At 69.4% G+C, this 18312-nt stretch carries 16 protein-coding genes; 7 read left to right on the forward strand and 9 right to left on the reverse strand.

Annotated features, from left to right (window positions below; all coding sequences use genetic code 11):
• Positions 1-104: 104 nt before the first annotated feature.
• Complete coding sequence (locus tag AB0B91_RS26880) at positions 105-569, forward strand: AMP-binding protein (protein ID WP_358324958.1); 465 nt, start codon at positions 105-107, stop codon at positions 567-569.
• A 136-nt stretch (positions 570-705) separates the two neighbouring features.
• Here the strand turns inward: AB0B91_RS26880 and AB0B91_RS26885 are convergent, their stop codons facing one another.
• The gene (locus AB0B91_RS26885) at positions 706-936 is read right to left on the reverse strand and encodes a hypothetical protein (protein ID WP_358324960.1); all 231 of its coding nucleotides are present in this window, start codon (positions 934-936) and stop codon (positions 706-708) included.
• 305 nt (positions 937-1241) lie between these two features.
• Here AB0B91_RS26885 and AB0B91_RS26890 point away from each other — a divergent pair, with 305 nt between their 5' ends.
• Positions 1242-2162, forward strand: coding sequence for an RNA polymerase sigma-70 factor (locus AB0B91_RS26890; RefSeq protein WP_358326004.1), 921 nt, complete (start codon positions 1242-1244; stop codon positions 2160-2162).
• 430 nt (positions 2163-2592) lie between these two features.
• Here the strand turns inward: AB0B91_RS26890 and AB0B91_RS26895 are convergent, their stop codons facing one another.
• Positions 2593-2754, reverse strand: a complete 162-nt coding sequence (locus tag AB0B91_RS26895) for a hypothetical protein (protein ID WP_358324962.1) — start codon at positions 2752-2754, stop codon at positions 2593-2595.
• A gap of 174 nt (positions 2755-2928) precedes the next feature.
• Between AB0B91_RS26895 and AB0B91_RS26900 the strand changes: the two genes are divergently transcribed.
• From AB0B91_RS26900 to AB0B91_RS26915, 4 genes are all read left to right on the forward strand, one after another.
• A complete protein-coding gene (locus tag AB0B91_RS26900) occupies positions 2929-3501 on the forward strand; it encodes an RNA polymerase sigma factor (RefSeq protein WP_358324964.1) in 573 nt (190 codons plus the stop codon).
• 2 nt (positions 3502-3503) lie between these two features.
• Positions 3504-4121, forward strand: coding sequence for a hypothetical protein (locus AB0B91_RS26905; protein WP_358324966.1), 618 nt, complete (start codon positions 3504-3506; stop codon positions 4119-4121).
• Between the two features lie 82 nt (positions 4122-4203).
• The gene (locus AB0B91_RS26910; protein WP_358324968.1) at positions 4204-6228 is read left to right on the forward strand and encodes a hydantoinase/oxoprolinase family protein; all 2025 of its coding nucleotides are present in this window, start codon (positions 4204-4206) and stop codon (positions 6226-6228) included.
• A complete protein-coding gene (locus AB0B91_RS26915) occupies positions 6225-7799 on the forward strand; it encodes a hydantoinase B/oxoprolinase family protein (RefSeq protein WP_358324970.1) in 1575 nt (524 codons plus the stop codon). Before AB0B91_RS26910 ends, AB0B91_RS26915 begins: the two co-directional genes overlap by 4 nt.
• 90 nt (positions 7800-7889) lie before the next feature.
• Here AB0B91_RS26915 and AB0B91_RS26920 read toward each other — a convergent pair whose 3' ends face one another.
• The 7 genes from AB0B91_RS26920 to AB0B91_RS26950 all read right to left on the reverse strand — a co-directional run bounded on the left by AB0B91_RS26920 (position 7890) and on the right by AB0B91_RS26950 (position 17559).
• Complete coding sequence (locus AB0B91_RS26920) at positions 7890-9593, reverse strand: helix-turn-helix domain-containing protein (protein ID WP_358324972.1); 1704 nt, start codon at positions 9591-9593, stop codon at positions 7890-7892.
• Complete coding sequence (locus AB0B91_RS26925) at positions 9590-10612, reverse strand: DUF917 domain-containing protein (RefSeq protein WP_358324974.1); 1023 nt, start codon at positions 10610-10612, stop codon at positions 9590-9592. The genes AB0B91_RS26920 and AB0B91_RS26925 overlap by 4 nt, the downstream gene beginning before the upstream one ends.
• Positions 10613-10712: 100 nt before the next feature.
• Positions 10713-11681 carry a hypothetical protein gene (locus AB0B91_RS26930; RefSeq protein ID WP_358324976.1) on the reverse strand — a complete coding sequence of 323 codons (969 nt, stop codon included), beginning with the start codon at positions 11679-11681 and terminating at the stop codon, positions 10713-10715.
• A 338-nt stretch (positions 11682-12019) separates the two neighbouring features.
• Positions 12020-13333, reverse strand: coding sequence for an MFS transporter (locus AB0B91_RS26935; protein WP_358324977.1), 1314 nt, complete (start codon positions 13331-13333; stop codon positions 12020-12022).
• A 234-nt stretch (positions 13334-13567) separates the two neighbouring features.
• Complete coding sequence (locus tag AB0B91_RS26940) at positions 13568-13966, reverse strand: RidA family protein (RefSeq protein WP_358324979.1); 399 nt, start codon at positions 13964-13966, stop codon at positions 13568-13570.
• Between the two features lie 11 nt (positions 13967-13977).
• Complete coding sequence (locus tag AB0B91_RS26945; protein WP_358324982.1) at positions 13978-16923, reverse strand: aminotransferase class III-fold pyridoxal phosphate-dependent enzyme; 2946 nt, start codon at positions 16921-16923, stop codon at positions 13978-13980.
• Between the two features lie 201 nt (positions 16924-17124).
• Entirely contained in the window at positions 17125-17559 is a 435-nt protein-coding gene (locus AB0B91_RS26950) for an Lrp/AsnC family transcriptional regulator (protein ID WP_358324984.1), read from the reverse strand.
• 216 nt (positions 17560-17775) lie between these two features.
• On the opposite strand from AB0B91_RS26950, the gene AB0B91_RS26955 reads away from it, so the two are divergent.
• Complete coding sequence (locus tag AB0B91_RS26955; protein WP_358324987.1) at positions 17776-18288, forward strand: GtrA family protein; 513 nt, start codon at positions 17776-17778, stop codon at positions 18286-18288.
• Positions 18289-18312 lie beyond the last annotated feature (24 nt).

Raw genomic sequence — 18312 nt, forward strand, 5'->3', positions numbered from 1 at the left:
ATGCTCTCGATGAAGAGTCGAGGGTAAAATCCCGCTATTAATTAGCGACTGCGTAAATGCAGCCAGCCGACACAGGCGAACCACCTTCGGCGAGGGGGAGTGGGATGGTGCTGGGTGATCGCTTAATCGATGCCACAAGCGGAGAGCCATTAACGGATCTGGTTCTCAAGTGGGCCGAAGAGAGGCCGGACGCGCCGGCGTTCACTTTCGTGGACTACGGCAGCCACCGTGATGGTCGAAGGACCACGTTGACCTGGGCCGAGACGCATCTGCGCGCTTGCGCGACGGCTGCCCGGCTGCGCCGGCTCGCCGAGCCGGGTGATCGGGTGGCGTTGCTGCTGCCCCAGGGGCTGGAGTATCTGATCACGATGCTCGGGTCCATGTATGCCCGGACCATCGCGGTGCCGTTGTTCTCCCCGGACCTGCCCGGTCGTTCCGCCCGCCTGGTCGGGGCTTACGCTGACGCCGATCCGGCGGTCGTCGTCAGTACGTCCGGCATCCTGCCGGAGGTACGGGTCTTCCTCGACGACACGGGTCGCACCCGCGTCCGCCCCATTTTATCGGCATAACGACAATAGTGTTAAAGCGGCTGATTGCCTAATCCTGAAATGTCCTCTTGTATGGTTGCGAAACGGGGCGCGTTCCCTGCGGTGGACATTGGATGCGCGGCCTTCGGATATGTCGCCGACCGGACGTGTGTGTTGGTTAGGTGGCTTCGCAGTGAATCGATACGGCGCGAGGGATGAGTGCGCTGAGCAGTGCTTCGGCTGCCGTGACGCTAGGGGTGCTCACTGTCACGCTGATCGGCGGAAGGCCGCGAACCATGACAGTGCACTGGAACGTTGCCGCGTGGGCCGGAATGGCGTACAGGTTGGCGGCGATAACCGCACCACCTAGAACGCCGGCCGCTTTGGCTATAGCTTCTTTTCTGGACATGACTCCTCCTTGGAGCCTGCCTACCAGGGAAATGCCATAATTGGCATCGCGTGAAAAATTCGTCCGCCACCCACTAAAGTCAATAACGTGCAGCAGTGATTCAAGACACGCGGAACTTTAAAGAGGGATAAATGTCGCTATAAAAGCTCGAATATCAATGGGTCGCTGGCTTGTGCGAGCCGCCGGCTGTCATCTTGGGACCTCCGAACAGGGGATCGGCTACCGTCTTGGTGTCACAAAACGGCGGTGGCCGGCATCTGGTGGGTGACACAGTCGAGAGTGAACAGGAGTCATTCATGGCCGGCATGTCGCAGACCGCGTCCGAAGATCGCGGTGGGGGCCTGGGCCGGGACGATCGCCCGGATCCCGCCACGGAGGCGTTCGTGGCCCATCGCAATCTGTTGTTCACCGTGGCCTACGAGATGCTGGGCTCGGCGGCCGATGCCGAGGATGTCCTGCAGGAGACCTGGTTGCGGTGGGCGGGGGTCGATCTGGGTGAGGTGCGGGATCAGCGTGCGTATCTGGTCCGGATCGTCACGCGGCAGGCGCTCGGCCGGTTGCGTGCGCTGGGCCGGCGTAGGGAGTCCTATGTCGGGCCGTGGTTGCCCGAGCCGTTGCTGACCGCGCCCGATGTGGCCGAGGACGTCGAGTTGGCCGACAGTGTCTCGATGGCGATGCTGCTGGTGCTGGAGACGCTGCAGCCGACCGAGCGGGCGGTGTTCGTGTTGCGTGAGGTGTTCGATCTGGCCTATGACGAGATCGCCGAGGCCGTCGGGAAGAGTCCGGCGGCGGTGCGTCAGATCGCGCACCGGGCGCGGGCGCATGTGGCGGCGCGTCGTCCGCGGGGAGTCGTTTCCCCGGCCGAGACGCGGGACGCGCTGGAGGCGTTCCAGCGGGCGGTCGAGACGGGCGATCTGCAACGCCTGTTCGACCTGCTCGCGCCGGATGTCGTCCTCCTGGGTGACGGCGGCGGCGTCGTGCAGGCCGCGCTGGAGCCCGTCGTGGGAGCCGGCCAGGTGGCCCACGTGCTGGGCAGGATCGCCGCCGCGGTGTCACTGGAGTCGGCGCAGGTCAATGGCCACCCGGCGCTGGTGCTCCGGCTCGACGGCGCTGTCGAGGGCGTCATGGCGGTGCGCTTCGACGACGGGCTCATCACCGGGCTCTACGCCGTGCGCAATCCCGAGAAGCTGTCACGAATCGAAAGAGAGACCGCCCTGCGCCGCTGAGCCCCGGGCCCCTCGGAACGCGTTATGACGGCAATGTCCGCTGTAACCACAAAACGACACCTTCGCGGCTTAAAGCCCGGTCGGGGAGCTGTTCGGCATGGGTTCGGGTGGGAAAAATCCAGGTCACAAGCCCTTTCGAGGGGCAGCTTCGGAGGGCTGGTGGTGTTGTAGGCGTCGAGTGGGGTCAGTCTCCGTCCCCGCTGACGCCAGAATCCTAGGAGAGCACCATGTCAATCCTGTACTTCTTCGGAATGATGCGTCCGCCGATCCCCAAGCCTCCGGGTTTGTCCGGGGATACGAGCGATAGTGCGGCGCTCGCGCGCCGCCGTCGGCGTCATCGCCGCTGAGGCAGACACCCGACCAAGAAAGACGCTCGGCTGGGAAACCCCAGCCGGGCGCATCGTTGTGCACTCGGTGCCGTGCATGGCGCTCATGCCAGGTTCTCGGCGCATGTGGTGAGGAGGGTGGTCAGCTGGCGTACGTCGCCGGCCACGACCATCACCCTGGGCGCGCCGGTTGCCACGCTGATCAACGTCTTCACCGTCCAGAGCGACCGGCAGCGCGAGATCGTCGAGCTTCTGACCACCGCCACCAAAGAGGTGATGCGGCATCGCCCGGGCCCAGGTGCGCATGAGGCAGGCCGCCGCGATCGCCGACCACTACGACCCGAACCTGTACACAGTGGAGTCGGTGCACCACGGGTGAAGCATTTCGGCTTGGCGCGGTAAGTACAGATGACCGCATACGCCAGGAAAGGCCGACATGCATGACAATCAGCCGCGAAGTTGTCGAGACCGATGACGCGACCCTCATCGAGCGGTCGCTGAACGAGCCGGAGATCTTCGCCGTCCTGTTCGACCGGCATGCGCCGCTTCTGCACCGCTACGTCACCAGACGCCTGGGACCCACCGAGGCGGAGGACGTGGTGGCCGACACCTTTCTGGCCGTCTTCCAGCGCCGGGGCGATTATGACCGGGGCCGCCCCGACGCCCGCCCGTGGTTGTACGGCATCGCCTCCAACGTGATCGGCAAACGGCGGCGCACCGAGATGAGCCTCTACCGCGCCTACATCCGCAGCGGGGTGCACCCGGCGGAGATACCAGGCACACAGGTTGAGGACGGGATCAACACCCTGGCCGTCAACCGGCCGCTGGCGCGGGCCCTGCTGAGGCTCAAACGGGCCGATCGCGACGTACTGCTGCTCGTCGCCTGGGCCGAACTGAGCTACCACGAGGTCGCCGACGCGCTCGCCATCCCGCTGGGCACCGTCGCTTCGCGACTCAATCGGGCCCGTACCCAGCTCCGTCAAGCCCTGGAACAGGGAGAACAAGGAGAATGACGATGGACGCGTTGAAGACCATGTGGGAGACCGTTCCGGCGGCCACCCCGGATGATCTCGCCGGGGCGAGGCGGCGGCTGCTGGCCGGGATGCACACCCGGCGGCGCGTCGTCACCGCCCCCCGGCTGCTGGTCGCGGCCGGTGTCGCGGCGGCGGCGGCCACCGCGCCGCTGATCATCGCCACCGGGCCTCCCGCGTACGCGGTGACCAAGAGTCCCGACGGCACGATCACGGTGACCGTCAACGAACTACGTGACCCCGAGGGGTTGCAGGCGGAGTTGGGTGAGGCCGGCATCAAGGCCGACGTGACTTTCCTGGCCCCGCGCATGCGGTGCGCGAGCCCTCGATTCGCCAGTGTGGACGGGGCCTACGATGGTCCGCCCGCCGCTGGACCGGAGAACCTGAAAGCCATGACGAAGGGGTGGCGTTCGGTCAAGGCCACCCGAGTGATCTCCGTACGGGAGATCGGGATCCACCCGGAGCACATCAAGCCGGACGAGACGCTCGTGCTGGAGTTCCGTGACAACCACAACGCGAACCAGCCCTGGCAACTCGGCGCCTGGCTGGCCCAGGCGGGCACACCCGTGAAACCGTGCACGCCTCTTGAGGGCAACAACTGAGGGGGCAGTCGGCCTCATGTGCGTCTGGAGGCTGTGCAAGGTGCACAGCCTCCAGACGGGTGTCCGGCCTACCGTGGTCGCCATGACGTATCGGGTCGCGATGGACATTGGCGGCACCTTCACGGATGTGGTCTGCTACGACGAGCGGACCGGCGCGGTCGTCGCGTCGAAGGCGCCCAGCACGCCCGGGGATCTGGCCGAGGGGGTGTTCGCCGCGCTGGGATCGGTGGTGGCCGACCTCACCGAGATCTCCTTCTTCGTACACGGCACCACACAAGGGCTGAACGCGCTGCTGGAGCGCAAGGGCGCAAAGGTGCTGCTGCTGGCGAGCCAGGGGGCCGGGCACACGTACCACATCGCGCGCGGCAACCGCACGCGCATGTTCGACCTGCGGTATCGCAAGCCGGTGCCGCTGGTGCCGCGCGAGCACATCGTGGAGGTCGGCGGCCGGCTGGACTGGCGGGGCGGTGAGCTGGCCGCGCTGGATGAGCAGGCCGTACGGCGCGCCGCGCGGCGGGCGCTGGACGAGGGCTTCGACGCGGTGGCGGTGTGCCTGCTGTTCTCCTACGCCAACCCCGAGCACGAGCTGCGCGCGGCGGAGATCCTCCGCGAGGAGCTGGGTGACCGGGTGCTGGTGGTGCTCAGCCACGAGGCGGCCCGGGAATGGCGGGAGTACGAGCGGACCTCCAGCGCGGTGCTGGAGGCCTACACCGGTCCTGCGGTACGCCGGTATCTGGCGGGAATCGAACGACGGTTCGCCGAGCGGGGACTTGGCGTGCCGGTGCACGTCATGCAGTCTTCCGGTGGCCTGGTCAACGCCTCGCACGCGATGCGCCGGCCGTTGCAGACGCTGCTGTCGGGCCCGGTCGGCGGCACGATGGGCGGGGTGGCGCTGGCCCGGCTGCTGGGTGGCCGCCGCAATGCGATCTGCGTGGACATGGGCGGCACCTCCTTCGACGTCTCTTTGGTGATGGACGGCCGGCCCGACATCACCAGCGAGGCCTCGATCGAGGGCTTCCCGGTCCTGATGCCGCTGGTGAACCTGCACACCATCGGCGCGGGCGGCGGGTCCCTGGCCTATGCCGAGGCGGGGGCGTTGCGGGTGGGTCCGCAGTCGGCCGGCGCGGTGCCCGGCCCGGCCTGCTACGGGCGCGGGGGTACGCAGCCCACGGTGACCGACGCCAACGTGGTGCTGGGACGGGTGGATCCGGAGTGGTTCGCCGGCGGGCTGATGAGCCTGGACGTGGAGGCGGCGCACCAGGCCGTGGCCGCACTGGCCGGGCGGCTGGGAATGGAGCCGGTACGGCTGGCCGAGGGCATCTGCCAGGTGGCCAATGCCAAGATGGCGCAGGCGATCCGGACGATCACCGTGGACCATGGGATCGAGCCGCGCGAGTTCGCGCTGATGGCCTTCGGCGGAGCGGGTGCGATGCACGCGGTGTTCATCGCGCGGGAGCTGGGCATCGGCGAGGTGGTCGTCCCCCGCTTCCCCGGCGCGTTCTCCGCCTGGGGCATGCTGGAGGCCGATGTACGGCGAGATCTGACCGAGCCGCATTTCCGCGGCCAGGAGTCACTGGACGGGCCGTCGATGGCGGCGGCGCTCGCCTGCCTGGAGGCCTCCGCGCTGGCGGAACTGGCGGCCCAGGGGGTGCCGGCGGCGCGACGGCGCGTGGAACACGCGGTGGACATGCGGTACGAGGGGCAGGACTACACCCTCACCATCCCACTGGACGGCGCCGATGAGCCTGCGGCGCCGGACTTCCTGCCGCGTGTGGCCGAGCGGTTCGCCCAGGCGCACACCGCCCGGTACGGGCATGCCACGCCGGAGGCTCCGGTGGAGGTCGTGATGCTCCGCTCGACGGGGCTGGGTACCTTTCCCCGCCTGTCGGCCGCGCCACCAGAGGTGGAGGAGCGGGCGGCGGTGACGCGGCAGGTCGTGTTCGACGGGGTGACGCACCCTACGCCGGTGGTACGCCGGTCGGCGCTGGCCGGCGAGCTGGCGGGCCCGGCGATCGTGGTGGAGGAGACGGCCACCACGGTCATCCCACCGGGCTGTGTGGCCTCGGTGGACGAGTTCGGTTTCCTCATCATCAAGGTGGCGCCATGATCGACCCGGTCACGACAGAGATCATTCGCTGCGCGTTGCTGCAGGCGGCCGAGGACATGAACGCGACGTTGATCCGCTCGTCGTACACGCCGGTGATCTACGAGGCCAAGGACTGCGCGGTGGCGCTGCTGGACCGCGACCACAACGTGCTGGGCCAGTCGTCGGGGTTGCCGATCTTCCTGGGCAACCTGGAGGTGTGCACGCGCGAGACGGAGGCGCTGTACGGCAGGCAGGTGTGGCAGGAAGGAGACGTTTGGGTGCTCAACGACTCCTATATCGGCGGCACCCATCTCAACGACGTCACGGTGTACGGGCCGATCTTCGTTGACGGCGCGCTGGTAGGTTTCGCGGCGTCGCGGGCGCACTGGCTGGATGTGGGGTCGAAGGATCCGGGCGGGTCGATGGACTCCACCTCCATCTTCCAGGAGGGGCTCAGACTGGGTCCGGTGAAGATCTACACCGGTGGCCGGCCGTGCCGTGACCTGCACGAGGTGATCGCGCGTAACACGCGTTTCCCGCACGCCACCCTGGGCGACATGCGGGCGCAGGTGGCGTGCGCGATGACCGGGCAGCGGCGGCTGGCCGAGATCGTGTCACGCTGGGGGCTGGAGACGGTCATGGCGGCGCGCGATGAGATCTTCGTGCAGACCGAACGGCTGGAGCGGGAGGCCATCGCCGCCATTCCCGACGGCGTCTACACCGCCGGAGGATTCCTCGACAACGACGGCATCTCGCTGGATGTGCCGTTGCCGGTGAACGTCACGGTGACCGTCGCTGGGTCGGAAATGTCGGTTGATCTGAGCGATTGTGCTGATCAGGCGGAGGGGCCGGTCAACTGCGGCGCCGCGCAGGCGGTGGCGGCCGCCCGCGTCGCCTTCAAGCTGCTGGTCTCCGGCGAGGTGCCGCTGAACGGCGGCTCCTTCCGCCCGCTGCGGGTGATCACCCGACCGGGGTCGATGCTGGCCGCCCGGTCCCCGGCCGCCTGCCAGTACTACTACTCCCATCTGGGGCTGCTGATCGATCTGGTGGTCAAGGCCCTGGCCGGGGTGCTGCCGGGCAAGGCGGCCGCCGCCTCGTACGGCGACTCGATGATCGTGCAGTTCTCCGGCACCGACCCACGTACCGGCAAGCTGTACGTCTCCCAGGAGGCCACCGTCGGCGGGTGGGGTGCCTGGGACGGTGGCGACGGCGAGAGCGCGCTGATCAACAGTGTCAATGGCGACCTGCGTGACATGCCGATCGAGGTGCTGGAGACGCTGTTCCCGGTGCGGGTGCATCGGTATGAGATCCGCCCCGGCTCCGGTGGCGCCGGTCGCTGGCGCGGGGGCGACGGGGTGGTGCGCGAGTACGAGTTCCTCGGCCCGACCTCGTTGTCGTTGTGGTTCGAACGTTCGGTCACCCCGGCGTGGGGGCTGGCCGGTGGCGGTGCGGGAGTGCCGCCACGGGTGACGTTGAACCCGGGTACGGCGGGCGAGCGGGAGGTACTGAAGGTCAACGCCCTGCCGGTGCGGGCCGGAGACGTGTTGCGGTGTGAGTCGGGCGGTGGTGGCGGGTACGGCACGCCTGGTTGAGACCGGTTGCCGGGGTGGGACGGTCGCTCGATCGGGAGTGTGCGGGCCAGGTCTGGCGTGTGTCCGCTCCGGTGCAGGCCGACCGCTTGATCAGGCCTGGCGCAGGTGGACCGCCAGGTGCAATGCCAGGCGGGTGGCTGGGTCGTCCAGGTCGTAGCCGGCGGCACGGATCCGGTCCAGGCGCGTGGTGACGGTGTTGCGGTGCACGCCCAGCGCCTCGGCGGCGCGCAGAGGTCCGCCCTCGCCCAAGACGGCGGCCAGGGTACGCACGAGCGTGCCGTCACGGTCGGCCGCCAGCAGGGGGCGGAGCACCACCTCGGCGGGCGGGCCGAGTGTCCCGGCGGGCAGGGCGGCCAGCAGTTCGGCCGGTCCCATCCGGTCGGCCCTGGCCACCGTGCCCGGCTGGGCGACCAGTGCGGCCGCGTGAGCGCCCAGCAGCGACTCGCCCAAACCCGCCAGGTCGCCGGCGGGGCTGCCGATCCCCGCCGAGCAGAGCTTGGGCAGAGCGGTCAGCGCATCGGCGAGGGCGTTGGCGAGGCGGTCGGGCGGCAGCGCCGTCCAGCCCGCCCAGCCTTGGCCGTGGCGCAGCACCGGCACGGGTCCCAGCGTGGCCGACAGCACCGCCAGGACGGTGGCGTCGTCGAAGGGGCGAGGCTGGATCACGAACGCGGCCAGCGGGCCCCGCGTGGCCCAGCCCAGCGCGGCGGCCCGGCGCAGAATGTCCGATCCCGCCTCGCCGTCCTCCTCGCCGCCCGCCCATGTCCCGCCGTCCCGCAGGGCTGTCCCGCCGTCCCGCAGGGCTGTGTCGCCGTCCCGCAGGGCTGTGTCGCCGTCCCGCAGGGCTGTGTCGCTGTCCCGCAGGGCTGCGTTGCCGTCTCGCGCGGCTGTGTCGCCGTTCCGCGCGGCTGCGCTGCTGTCCCGTACCGCTGTGTCGCTGTCCCGTACCGCTGTGTTGCTGTTCCGCACGACGCTTCCGGTCGGGGGCGGTTCCTGAGCGGTAGGCGTGGTTTCGGTCAGCAGGCGTTCGGCAAGGGACTGCTGCCAGGCGAACGAGCCGGCCGCGCGCAGCCGTTCGGTGGCCGCCCAGGCCGTCAGCGGCGCCACCGCCAGCTTCAGCACGGTGGTTACCACCGGCGCCCACCCCGGTGAACGTGACGGGCCGGCGGCCAGCAGCCTGCCCAGCACGGTCCCTGCCGGGCCCGGCACCTCCACCTCCGCCAGCGGCCGCTCCTGGGCGGCGCGGCGCCCGGCCAGCAGCCCGCCGTCCGGCCCCGCCAGCGCCACCGACGTGCCCGGCAGTTCGGCGTTGAGCACGCCCAGCACCCGCCGCGCCGACGTTCCGGCCTCGGCCAGCCGCGTGGCGCAGCGTGCGACCAACTGGGTGCGGGCCGCCTGCGGCCGTGCGGCCGCCGAGGCCACTCGTACGGCGGTGACCAGCGGATCCTCCTCCACGAAGATCAGTGTCACGCCGAGTCGTTCGGCCAGCACCTCGCCCGAGCCGGCGCCGACGGCGCTGGCCGGGGCGATCACGCACGCGGCCGCCTGCTCCCAGGCCCGGCGCATGGCCATCTCCACCGCCCAGCCGCCGCGGGCCGCCGCGCCGATGAGCACCACCGCGGTGTGCGGGCCGACACCCGACAGCATCGCCAGCTCCTCGACGATGCGAACCTGGTGCACCGGGTTGAGGCCGCTGCCGTACATGCGGGCCCCGGCCAGCGGGCCGGCGTTGACCAGTTCGGCCACGGTGACCGGCGCCTCCCACCCGGCCGCTCCGACGGCGCCCGGCCCGTTCACAGGGTGATCCCGAACGCCTGCAGGCCGCCCAGGGCCCGGCCCTGCTCGGTGTGCCACACCGGAGCCGCCTTCACCACCACGACCTCCACCTCCATGCCGGGTTCGGCCTGGTCCACGTCGATCACCACGCCGTCGCCGCTGGAGATCAGGCAGATCTGGTCCGGCGCGGTCGCGGCCACCGCGCCGTCCGCCAGGGCCAGCACGAACTCGTTGTGCGCCTCCAGCCGGACCAGCCGCCGCAGCCCGTCGCTCTCGCCGATCACCACGCTGGAGGGCAGCGACGGCAGATGCGCCGCCCGCCCGCCCCCGCCTTCCACTGCGATGATCGTGCCAAGGGCCAGGCGGCGCAGGCCGTACGGCGCGGCCAGCGCGCGGTCGGCGCCAGGCCGGCCGGCGTGCAGCAGCCGGCTGACCGTGCCCGGGACCACCGCCGAGCGCAACTGACGGGCGCGCATCGGGTAACAGGCGGCCACCGCCCAGCCGCCGGCCGACAGCACCACGGGCCGCAGCGTGGCCTCCACCCGGTCGGGCGCGGTCTCCAGCAGCACCAGCTCGCCGCCCGCGCCGGCCAGGGCCAACGGCGCCGGGCTGTGCCCGGCCAGGGCGTAGGTGGTCTGCTCGACCAAGGGGAAGACACGGCCGCTGCCGTCGCCGTCGACCAGCGGTACACCCAACTGGGCAGCGGCGATCAGCGGCAGCAGGGCGTTCTCGGCGGCCAGGTTGAGCGCGACGACCGCGCCTGCCTCGGCGCCGATGCGGTGCTGCAGGGCGTGTACGGCACGCAGCGGCTCCTGGCCGGTGGGCAGCGACTCGGCCAGGGCGGTGGTGGAGCCGACGAGGGTGACCACCGCGCACAGGGTGTCACCGGGCAGCCGGTCGGCGGGCACCAGCGGCACCCCGGCGGCGATGACCTCGTCGGCCCAGTCGCGTACCAGGGCGAAGGAGGAGTCGGCGGCCCCGGTGGCGAACAAGCGCGAGCCTGCCGCCAGCGGCTCCAGAGCGTCGCGGTCGAGGATCACCTGGTGCCTCCTCGCCCTGGTGCCTCCTCGCTCGGGCGCGCTGAGCCTGGGCGGCCCGCTGCCGGAAGCATCGTCAAGGGACTGGGTCGCGGCCTCCGGGTCATGGGGTGGCTCCGCGGGCGCTGATCCGCAGCCGGTACAGGCCGTCGGGCAGGTACGACAGCGGGTTGACGGCGGTGGCGGCGATGTGGGCCGAGCCGGGGGCGGCTCCCGCGCTGATCACGCGGGCCAGTGCCTCGTCTTGGGCGTCGGCGACCGCGTTGTCCAGCTCGGCGGTGCCGCGGGCGCGCACGATCCGTTCCACGGCGGCCATCGGCGCGGTCAGAGGGGCACCGAACGCGGCGGCCTGCTCCGGCGTCGGCCACGCGGTCCCGTGCAGCGCTCCACGCTGGACTCGCAGCGGGGCGCCGAGTTCGTGCGGCGACCGCTGGCCGGGCAGCGTCTGGCGGTCGGTCAGTGTCTGCTGGTCGGTCAATGCCTGGCGGTCGGTCAGTGCTTGAAGGCCGCGGTGCAGGGCGGCGGTCGCGCCTTCGGCGCACGACAGCGGGTAGCGGCGGAAGTAGTGCGCCGAGACCAGGCCGTCGTCGGTGCGGCAGAAGTACAGGGGCAGGTGGGGGAAGCGGCGCGCAGCCTGGTCAGCCAGGTGGGCGGCGTACGGGCACAGGGCGGCGTTGCCGATGGCCCACTGCTCGCGTTCGCGCAGCCCGCATCTGCCGTACTCGTAGGACAGCGTGATGCGGGCGCCGGGGACCTCGTCGGCGATGGCGGCGGCGACCTGCAGCTCGTGGTCGGCCAGGACGGGCGAGCCGGTGGCGGTGACGGCGAAGTCGGTGAGCCCGCAGTCGGCGGCGAAGCGGCGCACAGAGGAGAGGTCCAGCGGGGCCAGGGGACGGCCGGTGAGGTCGTGGCCGCCGCGGACGATGATCGCCTTGCCGCGCTGAAGGCGGGGTGCCAGGGACGGCGGGCAGGGACCGCCCACGCGGATCGCGGCGACGGGCGCCGCCTGCTCGGCGGGCAGGTCCAGAGCCAGGCAGAGGGCTCGCAACCCCTCCACCGCCACGTCCGTCACGGTCGGGCGGGCGCCCGCGCGATTCAGGCGCGGGCCGCCCGGGACGGAGCCTGCCGATCCCTCAGCGCCGGTCGGTCTGTCCGCGCTGGAGGGTCGGTCAGCATTAGGCGGTCGGTCGGTTCCTGCTGGTCGGTCTGCGTTGACCGGTCCGTCCATGTTGGACGGTCGGTCAGCGCCGGGCAGCCGGTCAGCTCCTGCTGGTCGGTCTACGCCGGGCGGCCGGTCAGTGGTTCCGGTCAGGAGAGTGGCTGCCTGGGGCAGGTCGCGCAGGTGCAGCAAAAGGCCGTCATGGACCACGGCGAGCGCGCCGGCCTGACCTATCACCGCGATGCCGCCGATCATTCCAGTTCGCGTCCTTCGGTCTCGGGCAGTGGCAGGGCCAGTAGCGCGGTGGCGACCATGAAGGCGTTGATGACGAGCATGGTGGCGGTGAATCCGGTGGCGTGGGCCACCAGCGCGCCGACCGCCGACGGAGCGACGGTGGTGGCCACCAGTTGGGCGGCGGTGGCCCAGGAGTAGCCGGTGCCGCGCAGCGCGGTGGGATAGAACTCGCCGTTCCAGGTGTTCCACACGCCCCAGGCGCCCAGGCTGAAGAACGACAGCACGAAGTTGCCGGCGTACAGCTGCCAGGTAGAGGCGGCGGTGGCGAACCACAGGCCGCCCGCGGCAGCGGCGACCACGTAGATCAGGAAGATCTTCTTGCGGCCGTAACGGGCGGTGAGCAGGGAGGCGCTGACGTAGCCGGGGATCATCATGAGCGCAGACAGCGCGGCGAAGCCGAGTGAAGCCGACAGAGACAGGCCGCGTTGCATCAGCAGGGTGGGCAGCCAGGTCTGCAGCCCCCAATAGCCCCAGTTGAAGGCGAAGTTGAGCACCAGCATCACCACGGTGATCTTCGCCAGGCCGCCGCGGAACAGGCCGAGCGGGTTGCCCAGTTGCTCGGCGGCGACGGTGTAGGTGTCCTGGCCGCCGGTGTCGGGGCTGCCGAGCCGGCGCAGCACCTGCCGGGCCTCGTCCTGGCGGCCGCGGGCGGCCAGCCAGTACGGCGATTCGGGCACCCAGGCACGGATGGCGAAGGCCCACAGACCGGCCGCGGCGCTGGTGATGACGACCACGTGCCAGCCCAGCGAACCCAGCGCCACGGAAGCGCCGATGGCGGCCAGCATGCCGATGGGCCAGCCGATCGACAGGTAGACCGCGGCCTTGCCGCGCTGCTTGGTGGGCAGCAGTTCCAGGAAGTAGGGGAAGGTGATGGTGTAGACGCCGGCCAAGGCCAGACCGGAGGCCACCCGCAGAGTCAGCAGCACCTCCAGGTTGGGGGCGAACGCGGAGGCGAAGGCCAGCAGGCCGTAGGCGATCAGGGACCAGAAGCTGGTGGGGCGGCGGCCGATGCGGTCGGCGATCGGCCCCCACACCAGCGCACCGGGGATCATGCCGAGGGCGACGGCCGACAGCACCAGGCCGATGCCGGCCTCGTCGATGCCGAAAGCGGAGCCCAGGTCGGCCGAGACATAGATGAGGGCCAGCTGTTCCCACGACTCGATGACGAAGGCGATGAACAGCGCCAGGGCGATGAGGACGTGCCGGCGGGTGAACGGCATGCGGTCGAAGGCTGCGCCGATCGGTAGCACGCGGGTGTCGGTGGCGGCCATGCTGGTGCTCCTCTCCGGGGATATGCCGCGCACCATAGAACCGCCCCCTTCCCGTTCGGCTGTGCACCGCGCATCGACGTGTGGCGCTGCCTGTGCACCACGCACTGACCGTCAGTGTATGAGCAGATCAGAGGGTGTTTTCGCGGCAGCCCGCAAGGGCGCGGAAGCCGCGCGTGCCAGAGCCGTCGACGGGGCCCGGCTGGTAAGGTCGCGACGACTTCCGCGTCTCGTGGATCAGCCGGCCGCGATGGCTTCGATCTCGAGTAGCCATCGCTTGTCGAAGATTTCCGAGACGATCACCGTCAGCGCCGGGCGGTGATCGCCAAGGATTTCGCGGCGGATCGCCGAGTTGGCGTCGGCGTACTCGCGCTTGGAGAGAAACGTGGTGACCTTCACCAGGCTGGATGCTCCAAGGCCCGCGCTGGTCAGGCACGCGAGAATGTTGTTCCACACGGTCCGGCATTGCGTCTCGAAGTCATCAGGCACGTGGCCGTCGGGCGACTCGGGGATCTGTCCGCTGACGAAAACCAGCCGTGAGACGCCGGTCACGGTCAGCGCTTGGGCATATCCCCCCATCGCAGGCGGGGCGTCAGGTGGCTGAATGGGTGTCAAAATGACGTTTTCTGCCGACATCGTCGGTCCTTTCAGGCTGTGACGTCGCCGGCCATGGCCAGCGCTCGGTCCAAGGTCGCCAGGGCGATTTCGGCGTCCGCGCGGGTGAGCACCAAAGGCGGTTTGATCTTCAACACGTTGCCGTGAGGGCCGTCCAGTGACAGCAGCACCCCATCCTCGCGGGCCGACTCCACGACGCGCGCTGCCGCGTCGGCCGCGGCGGGACGCTTGGTGTTCCGGTCCTCGACCAGGTCCACTCCGAGGAACAAGCCGCGCCCCCGGACGTCGCCGATGATCGAATGCCGGGTGGCCAGCTCTGTCATCCCTGCGGTCAGATACGCCCCGATCTCGGCCGCGTGCGCCATCAGCCGCTCGTCGCGGAGCACGTCCAGGACCGCGAGTCCGGCAGCGCACGAGACCGGGTTGCCGCCGTACGTATTGAAGTACTCCATGCCGGTCTGGAAGGCGCGTGCGATGGCTGGTGTGGTGACCACGGCGCCGAGTGGGTGACCGTTCCCGATCGGCTTGCCCAGGGTCACGATGTCGGGCACCACATCGTGTGCTTCGAATGCCCACATGTGGCTGCCGACGCGGCCGAAACCACACTGCACCTCGTCGGCGATGCACAGGGCGCCTGCCTCGCGCGCCCCGGCGTACGCCGCCACGAGGTACCCCGGAGCCGGCTCGATCTGACCGGCGCAGCCCAGGATCGACTCGTGCAAGAAAGCGGCCGGCGGTGCGCCGGCGCAGTGAGCGGCGACATCGGTCGCGTAGCGCGGGCCGTCGGCCCCGTATCGCCCTCGGTAGGCGTCAGGTAGTTCGCACACACGCACCCGGGGCCCAGGCCCGTTGCCACCGGCCCGGTTGAATTTGTACGGGCTCAGCTCGACGAGGGAGCTGAGATTGCCGTGATAGGCCGAGTCGAGGACGAGCACGTGCTCTCGGCCGGTCACGGTCCTGGCCATCCGCAAGGCGAGGTCATTCGCCTCGCTGCCGGAGTTGGTCAGGATCACCACGGACAAGGGATCCGGGAAGGTGGCGGCAAGGCGACGGGCGTACTCGATGATCGTCCCGTGCAGGTATCGCGTGTTGGTGTTCACCAGTTCGGCCTGCGCGGCCAAAGCGCTCACCACGCGCGGGTGCCCATGGCCCACGTGCGCGACGTTGTTGACGAGGTCGAGGTAGCGCCTGCCGTCCGCGTCGATCAGGTACGCGCCTTCGCCGGCGACGATGTGCAGCGGATCGGCGTAGCTGAGCGACAAGACCGGTGCCAGATTCGCGCGACGACGACGGGCCAGTTCACTCTTGCTCCGGTCCCGAGCCGGTACGTGCGACACAGGCAGCCGGAGTAGCACATTGGGGTCGGGGCAGATGCTCTCCCAGACGTCGATGTTTTCACGCTCGATCACCCCTGGCAGGTCGGTCGAGCGGCCGAGCAGCGTGACGAACAATTGAACGTGCACGTGCGGCGGCCAGTTTCCGTTCTCCGCGGGCACGCCCACCCAAGCGATCCGGTCGCCGCGCCGTACCCGCTGACCAGGCGTCAGACTCGACACGATCTCTCGGCCGAGATGGCCGATCAGCAGCCAGAACGGCTCGCCGTCGTCGGTGGCGTGCTCGAGAAGCACGACCCCGCCGTAGTCGTAGGGGTCGGATCGGTACGCGACGCTGCGCACAGTACCGTCCAGCGGCGAGAACACCGGTTCGCCCGCGGGGACGAACAAATCCACTCCCAGGTGTACGGTCCGGGCTTGCCCTCCTGCTTGGGATGGGGCGAACGCGTCCGAACGGTAGACATCGCGGTCCTCGCGGTATCGGCCCAGACCGAAGGTGTGGCCACTGGCCGACACCTTGGATTCCACCGCGGCAATGGTCGCCGCATCCGTGTGCGTCCAGTCCAGTACCAGCGGCGGGTCAGCGGCAAGGTTCCGGTCGATGACCGGCGCGGGATCGCAGGCAGCCGACTGCAGCCAGGCCACGATCCTTCGCTCACGAGGGATCGGGCGGTAGCCGCAGGCGTCGCGGAACCGCGCTTCTCGCAGTTCGCGGGGCTCGCGCGTGATCGACTCGATCGCTCCGCGTACCGCGGTCTGGCTGATGGCCAGGTAGGAGTTTCCCGGGTCGGAACGGCGTTGCACGGCGGCGTTCACCACGCTCATCGCAAGCCTGACGTCGACCAGATCGGGCAGCAACGCCAGTTCCTGCGGCGTGACCGGCGATTCGGCGTGGTAACCGGCGAGCACCGGCAACGCGGCCGCCATGGGATCGTCCTGGCCGAACTGGGCGTACGCGAGCGCGACGGCGAGTCCGCACACCCGCGGCGCGCGGACCACGTCCCCCACGTCGAGCAGCCCGGCGATGCCACTGTCCGAGCCGACCAGGACGTTGTGCTCGTTGGCGTCGTTGTGGATCGCCTGCTGAGGCAGCGCGCTCAAGGCGGGGAGCAGCTCATCGAGCCTGCTGAGCGTGGTGTGCACGAACGGCCGCAGAGCCTCGTCCACGAAAGGCGCGTCGCCGAGCAGGGCCGCCGCCTGCCGCATGTTCCATCGGTACGGCCGGTCGAGTGCCGGGTGATCGAACCCGGCGAGCGCCGCGTCCAGGCGTGCCACGGTTGCACCCAGCGCGCGCAGGCGCGCTTCATCGGGTGGGCCGGCGTCGGCCCATACGGTCCCCGGGAGCCACTCCAGCAGGCGGGCTCTCCGGGCGTGCCCGCCGAAGCTGACACCAGCCGTTGCGAGGAGACGCGGCACCGCGACTCGTGGTGCGGTCAGAGCCACGTGCTCCAGGACCGCGTCCTGGAGCGCCAGCACCGAGGGGTCCGTAGCCGGATGATGCACCTTGAGCACATACGCCGGTGCACCCTCCACATCCAACCGGGCATTCCAGTCGAGTTCTCCCGGCAACAACGTGGCGGATGCCGTGACACCAAAGAGATCCGTGGCCCAGGAGGCCAACAGCGCGGCAGAGGGCTGAGTCATGTCAGGGATGCTAGGCACGCCAGATGCACAATGTCGAATAATTCGCCGTTATCATGCATATCTGCGCAAGGATGCTCGGCTTTCACTCTCCGTTCGCAAGAAACCTCCAGAAGGACGCCCTGTCGAGGTGGGCTGCCTCGGTCGCGGCGGCGCCACGTCGAACACCGGTGGAGGCTGCTCATTGAGGCGTTGTAGCCGCTTTCAACGGCCTCGGTTGATCAATTCTGTGAGCAGCAACTGCGTCCGTGTCCGGGCGACGCTGCCGGTCTGTTGAAGCCGCAGGATGACCTGCTCAAGATGGTTGACATCGCTGACCCGGACCACCGCCAGCGCATCAGCGTCACCCGTCACCGTCCAGGCTCGAACTATCTCGGGCTGCGCTGCCAGGGCATCGGTAAGGGGGCCGCGTTGGGTGCCTGTCACAGCAGTGATCTCCATGAGGATTTCGATGTGGTTTCCGAACGCATCGGGTGCCAGCAGGACCGTGTATCCCCGGATCACTCCCGATCGCTCCAGGCGGTCCAGGCGGCGCTTGACGGATGACGGGGCAAGATTGGCGGCCCGCGCGAGCACCTCGAGAGAGGCCCTGCCGTTCGACGTCAGTTGTCGAAGAATCATGCGATCAACAGCATCCACGTGAAAGATTCTTGCATGGGCGTCGATCTCGCCTCGCGGATCACATAAATCCTGTAGTCCGACATCGCAGAGTGTTATCAAAGCTCGTGATCACGCGGATTTGCCGTCAGGTACGGTTCCAGCCGGACAAGCCGTGTCCGTCGGTCTTGTTAGCAGGGTGTTCGCCTGGTGAGAAGATCGGGGGTGCTCCGAATAGCAAACGCAGTACTCGCAAGATTGCCGGAATCGCTGCACGCACTCGCGCTGAAGCACCGTGAAATGCTGAAGTTCGCGGTGGTGGGTGGAACAGCGTTCTTAGTGGACAACGCGGTGTTCTATGGGCTGAAGCTGACCCTTTTGGAACCGAAGCCGGTGACCGCGAAGGTCATCGCGGTGCTCGTGGCGACAATCGTGTCCTACGTGTTGAACCGCGAATGGTCGTTCCGGACCAGGGGCGGCCGCGAGCGCCGTCACGAGGCGGCGCTGTTCTTTCTGGTCAGTGGCGTCGGTCTGGTGCTCAGCTCCGCGCCGCTGTGGATCTCCCGGTACGCATTCGGCCTGGAGACCCCGGACGTGAGCCTGGTGGCCCAGGAGATCGCCGACTTCATGAGTGCGCAGGTCATCGGCACGCTGATCGCCATGGTCTTCCGCTTCTGGGCGCTCCGGAAGTGGGTCTTCCCCGACGAGAAGGCCCACCCCGGCAGCGTGCGGCTGGCTCCCACTCCCGATCCCACGGACGAGGCGGCTTGATGGCAGCGGATCCGATAAGCAGGT

Origin of the sequence: Nonomuraea sp. NPDC049141 (assembly GCF_040648415.1) — a bacterium.
GTDB lineage: Bacteria > Actinomycetota > Actinomycetes > Streptosporangiales > Streptosporangiaceae > Nonomuraea.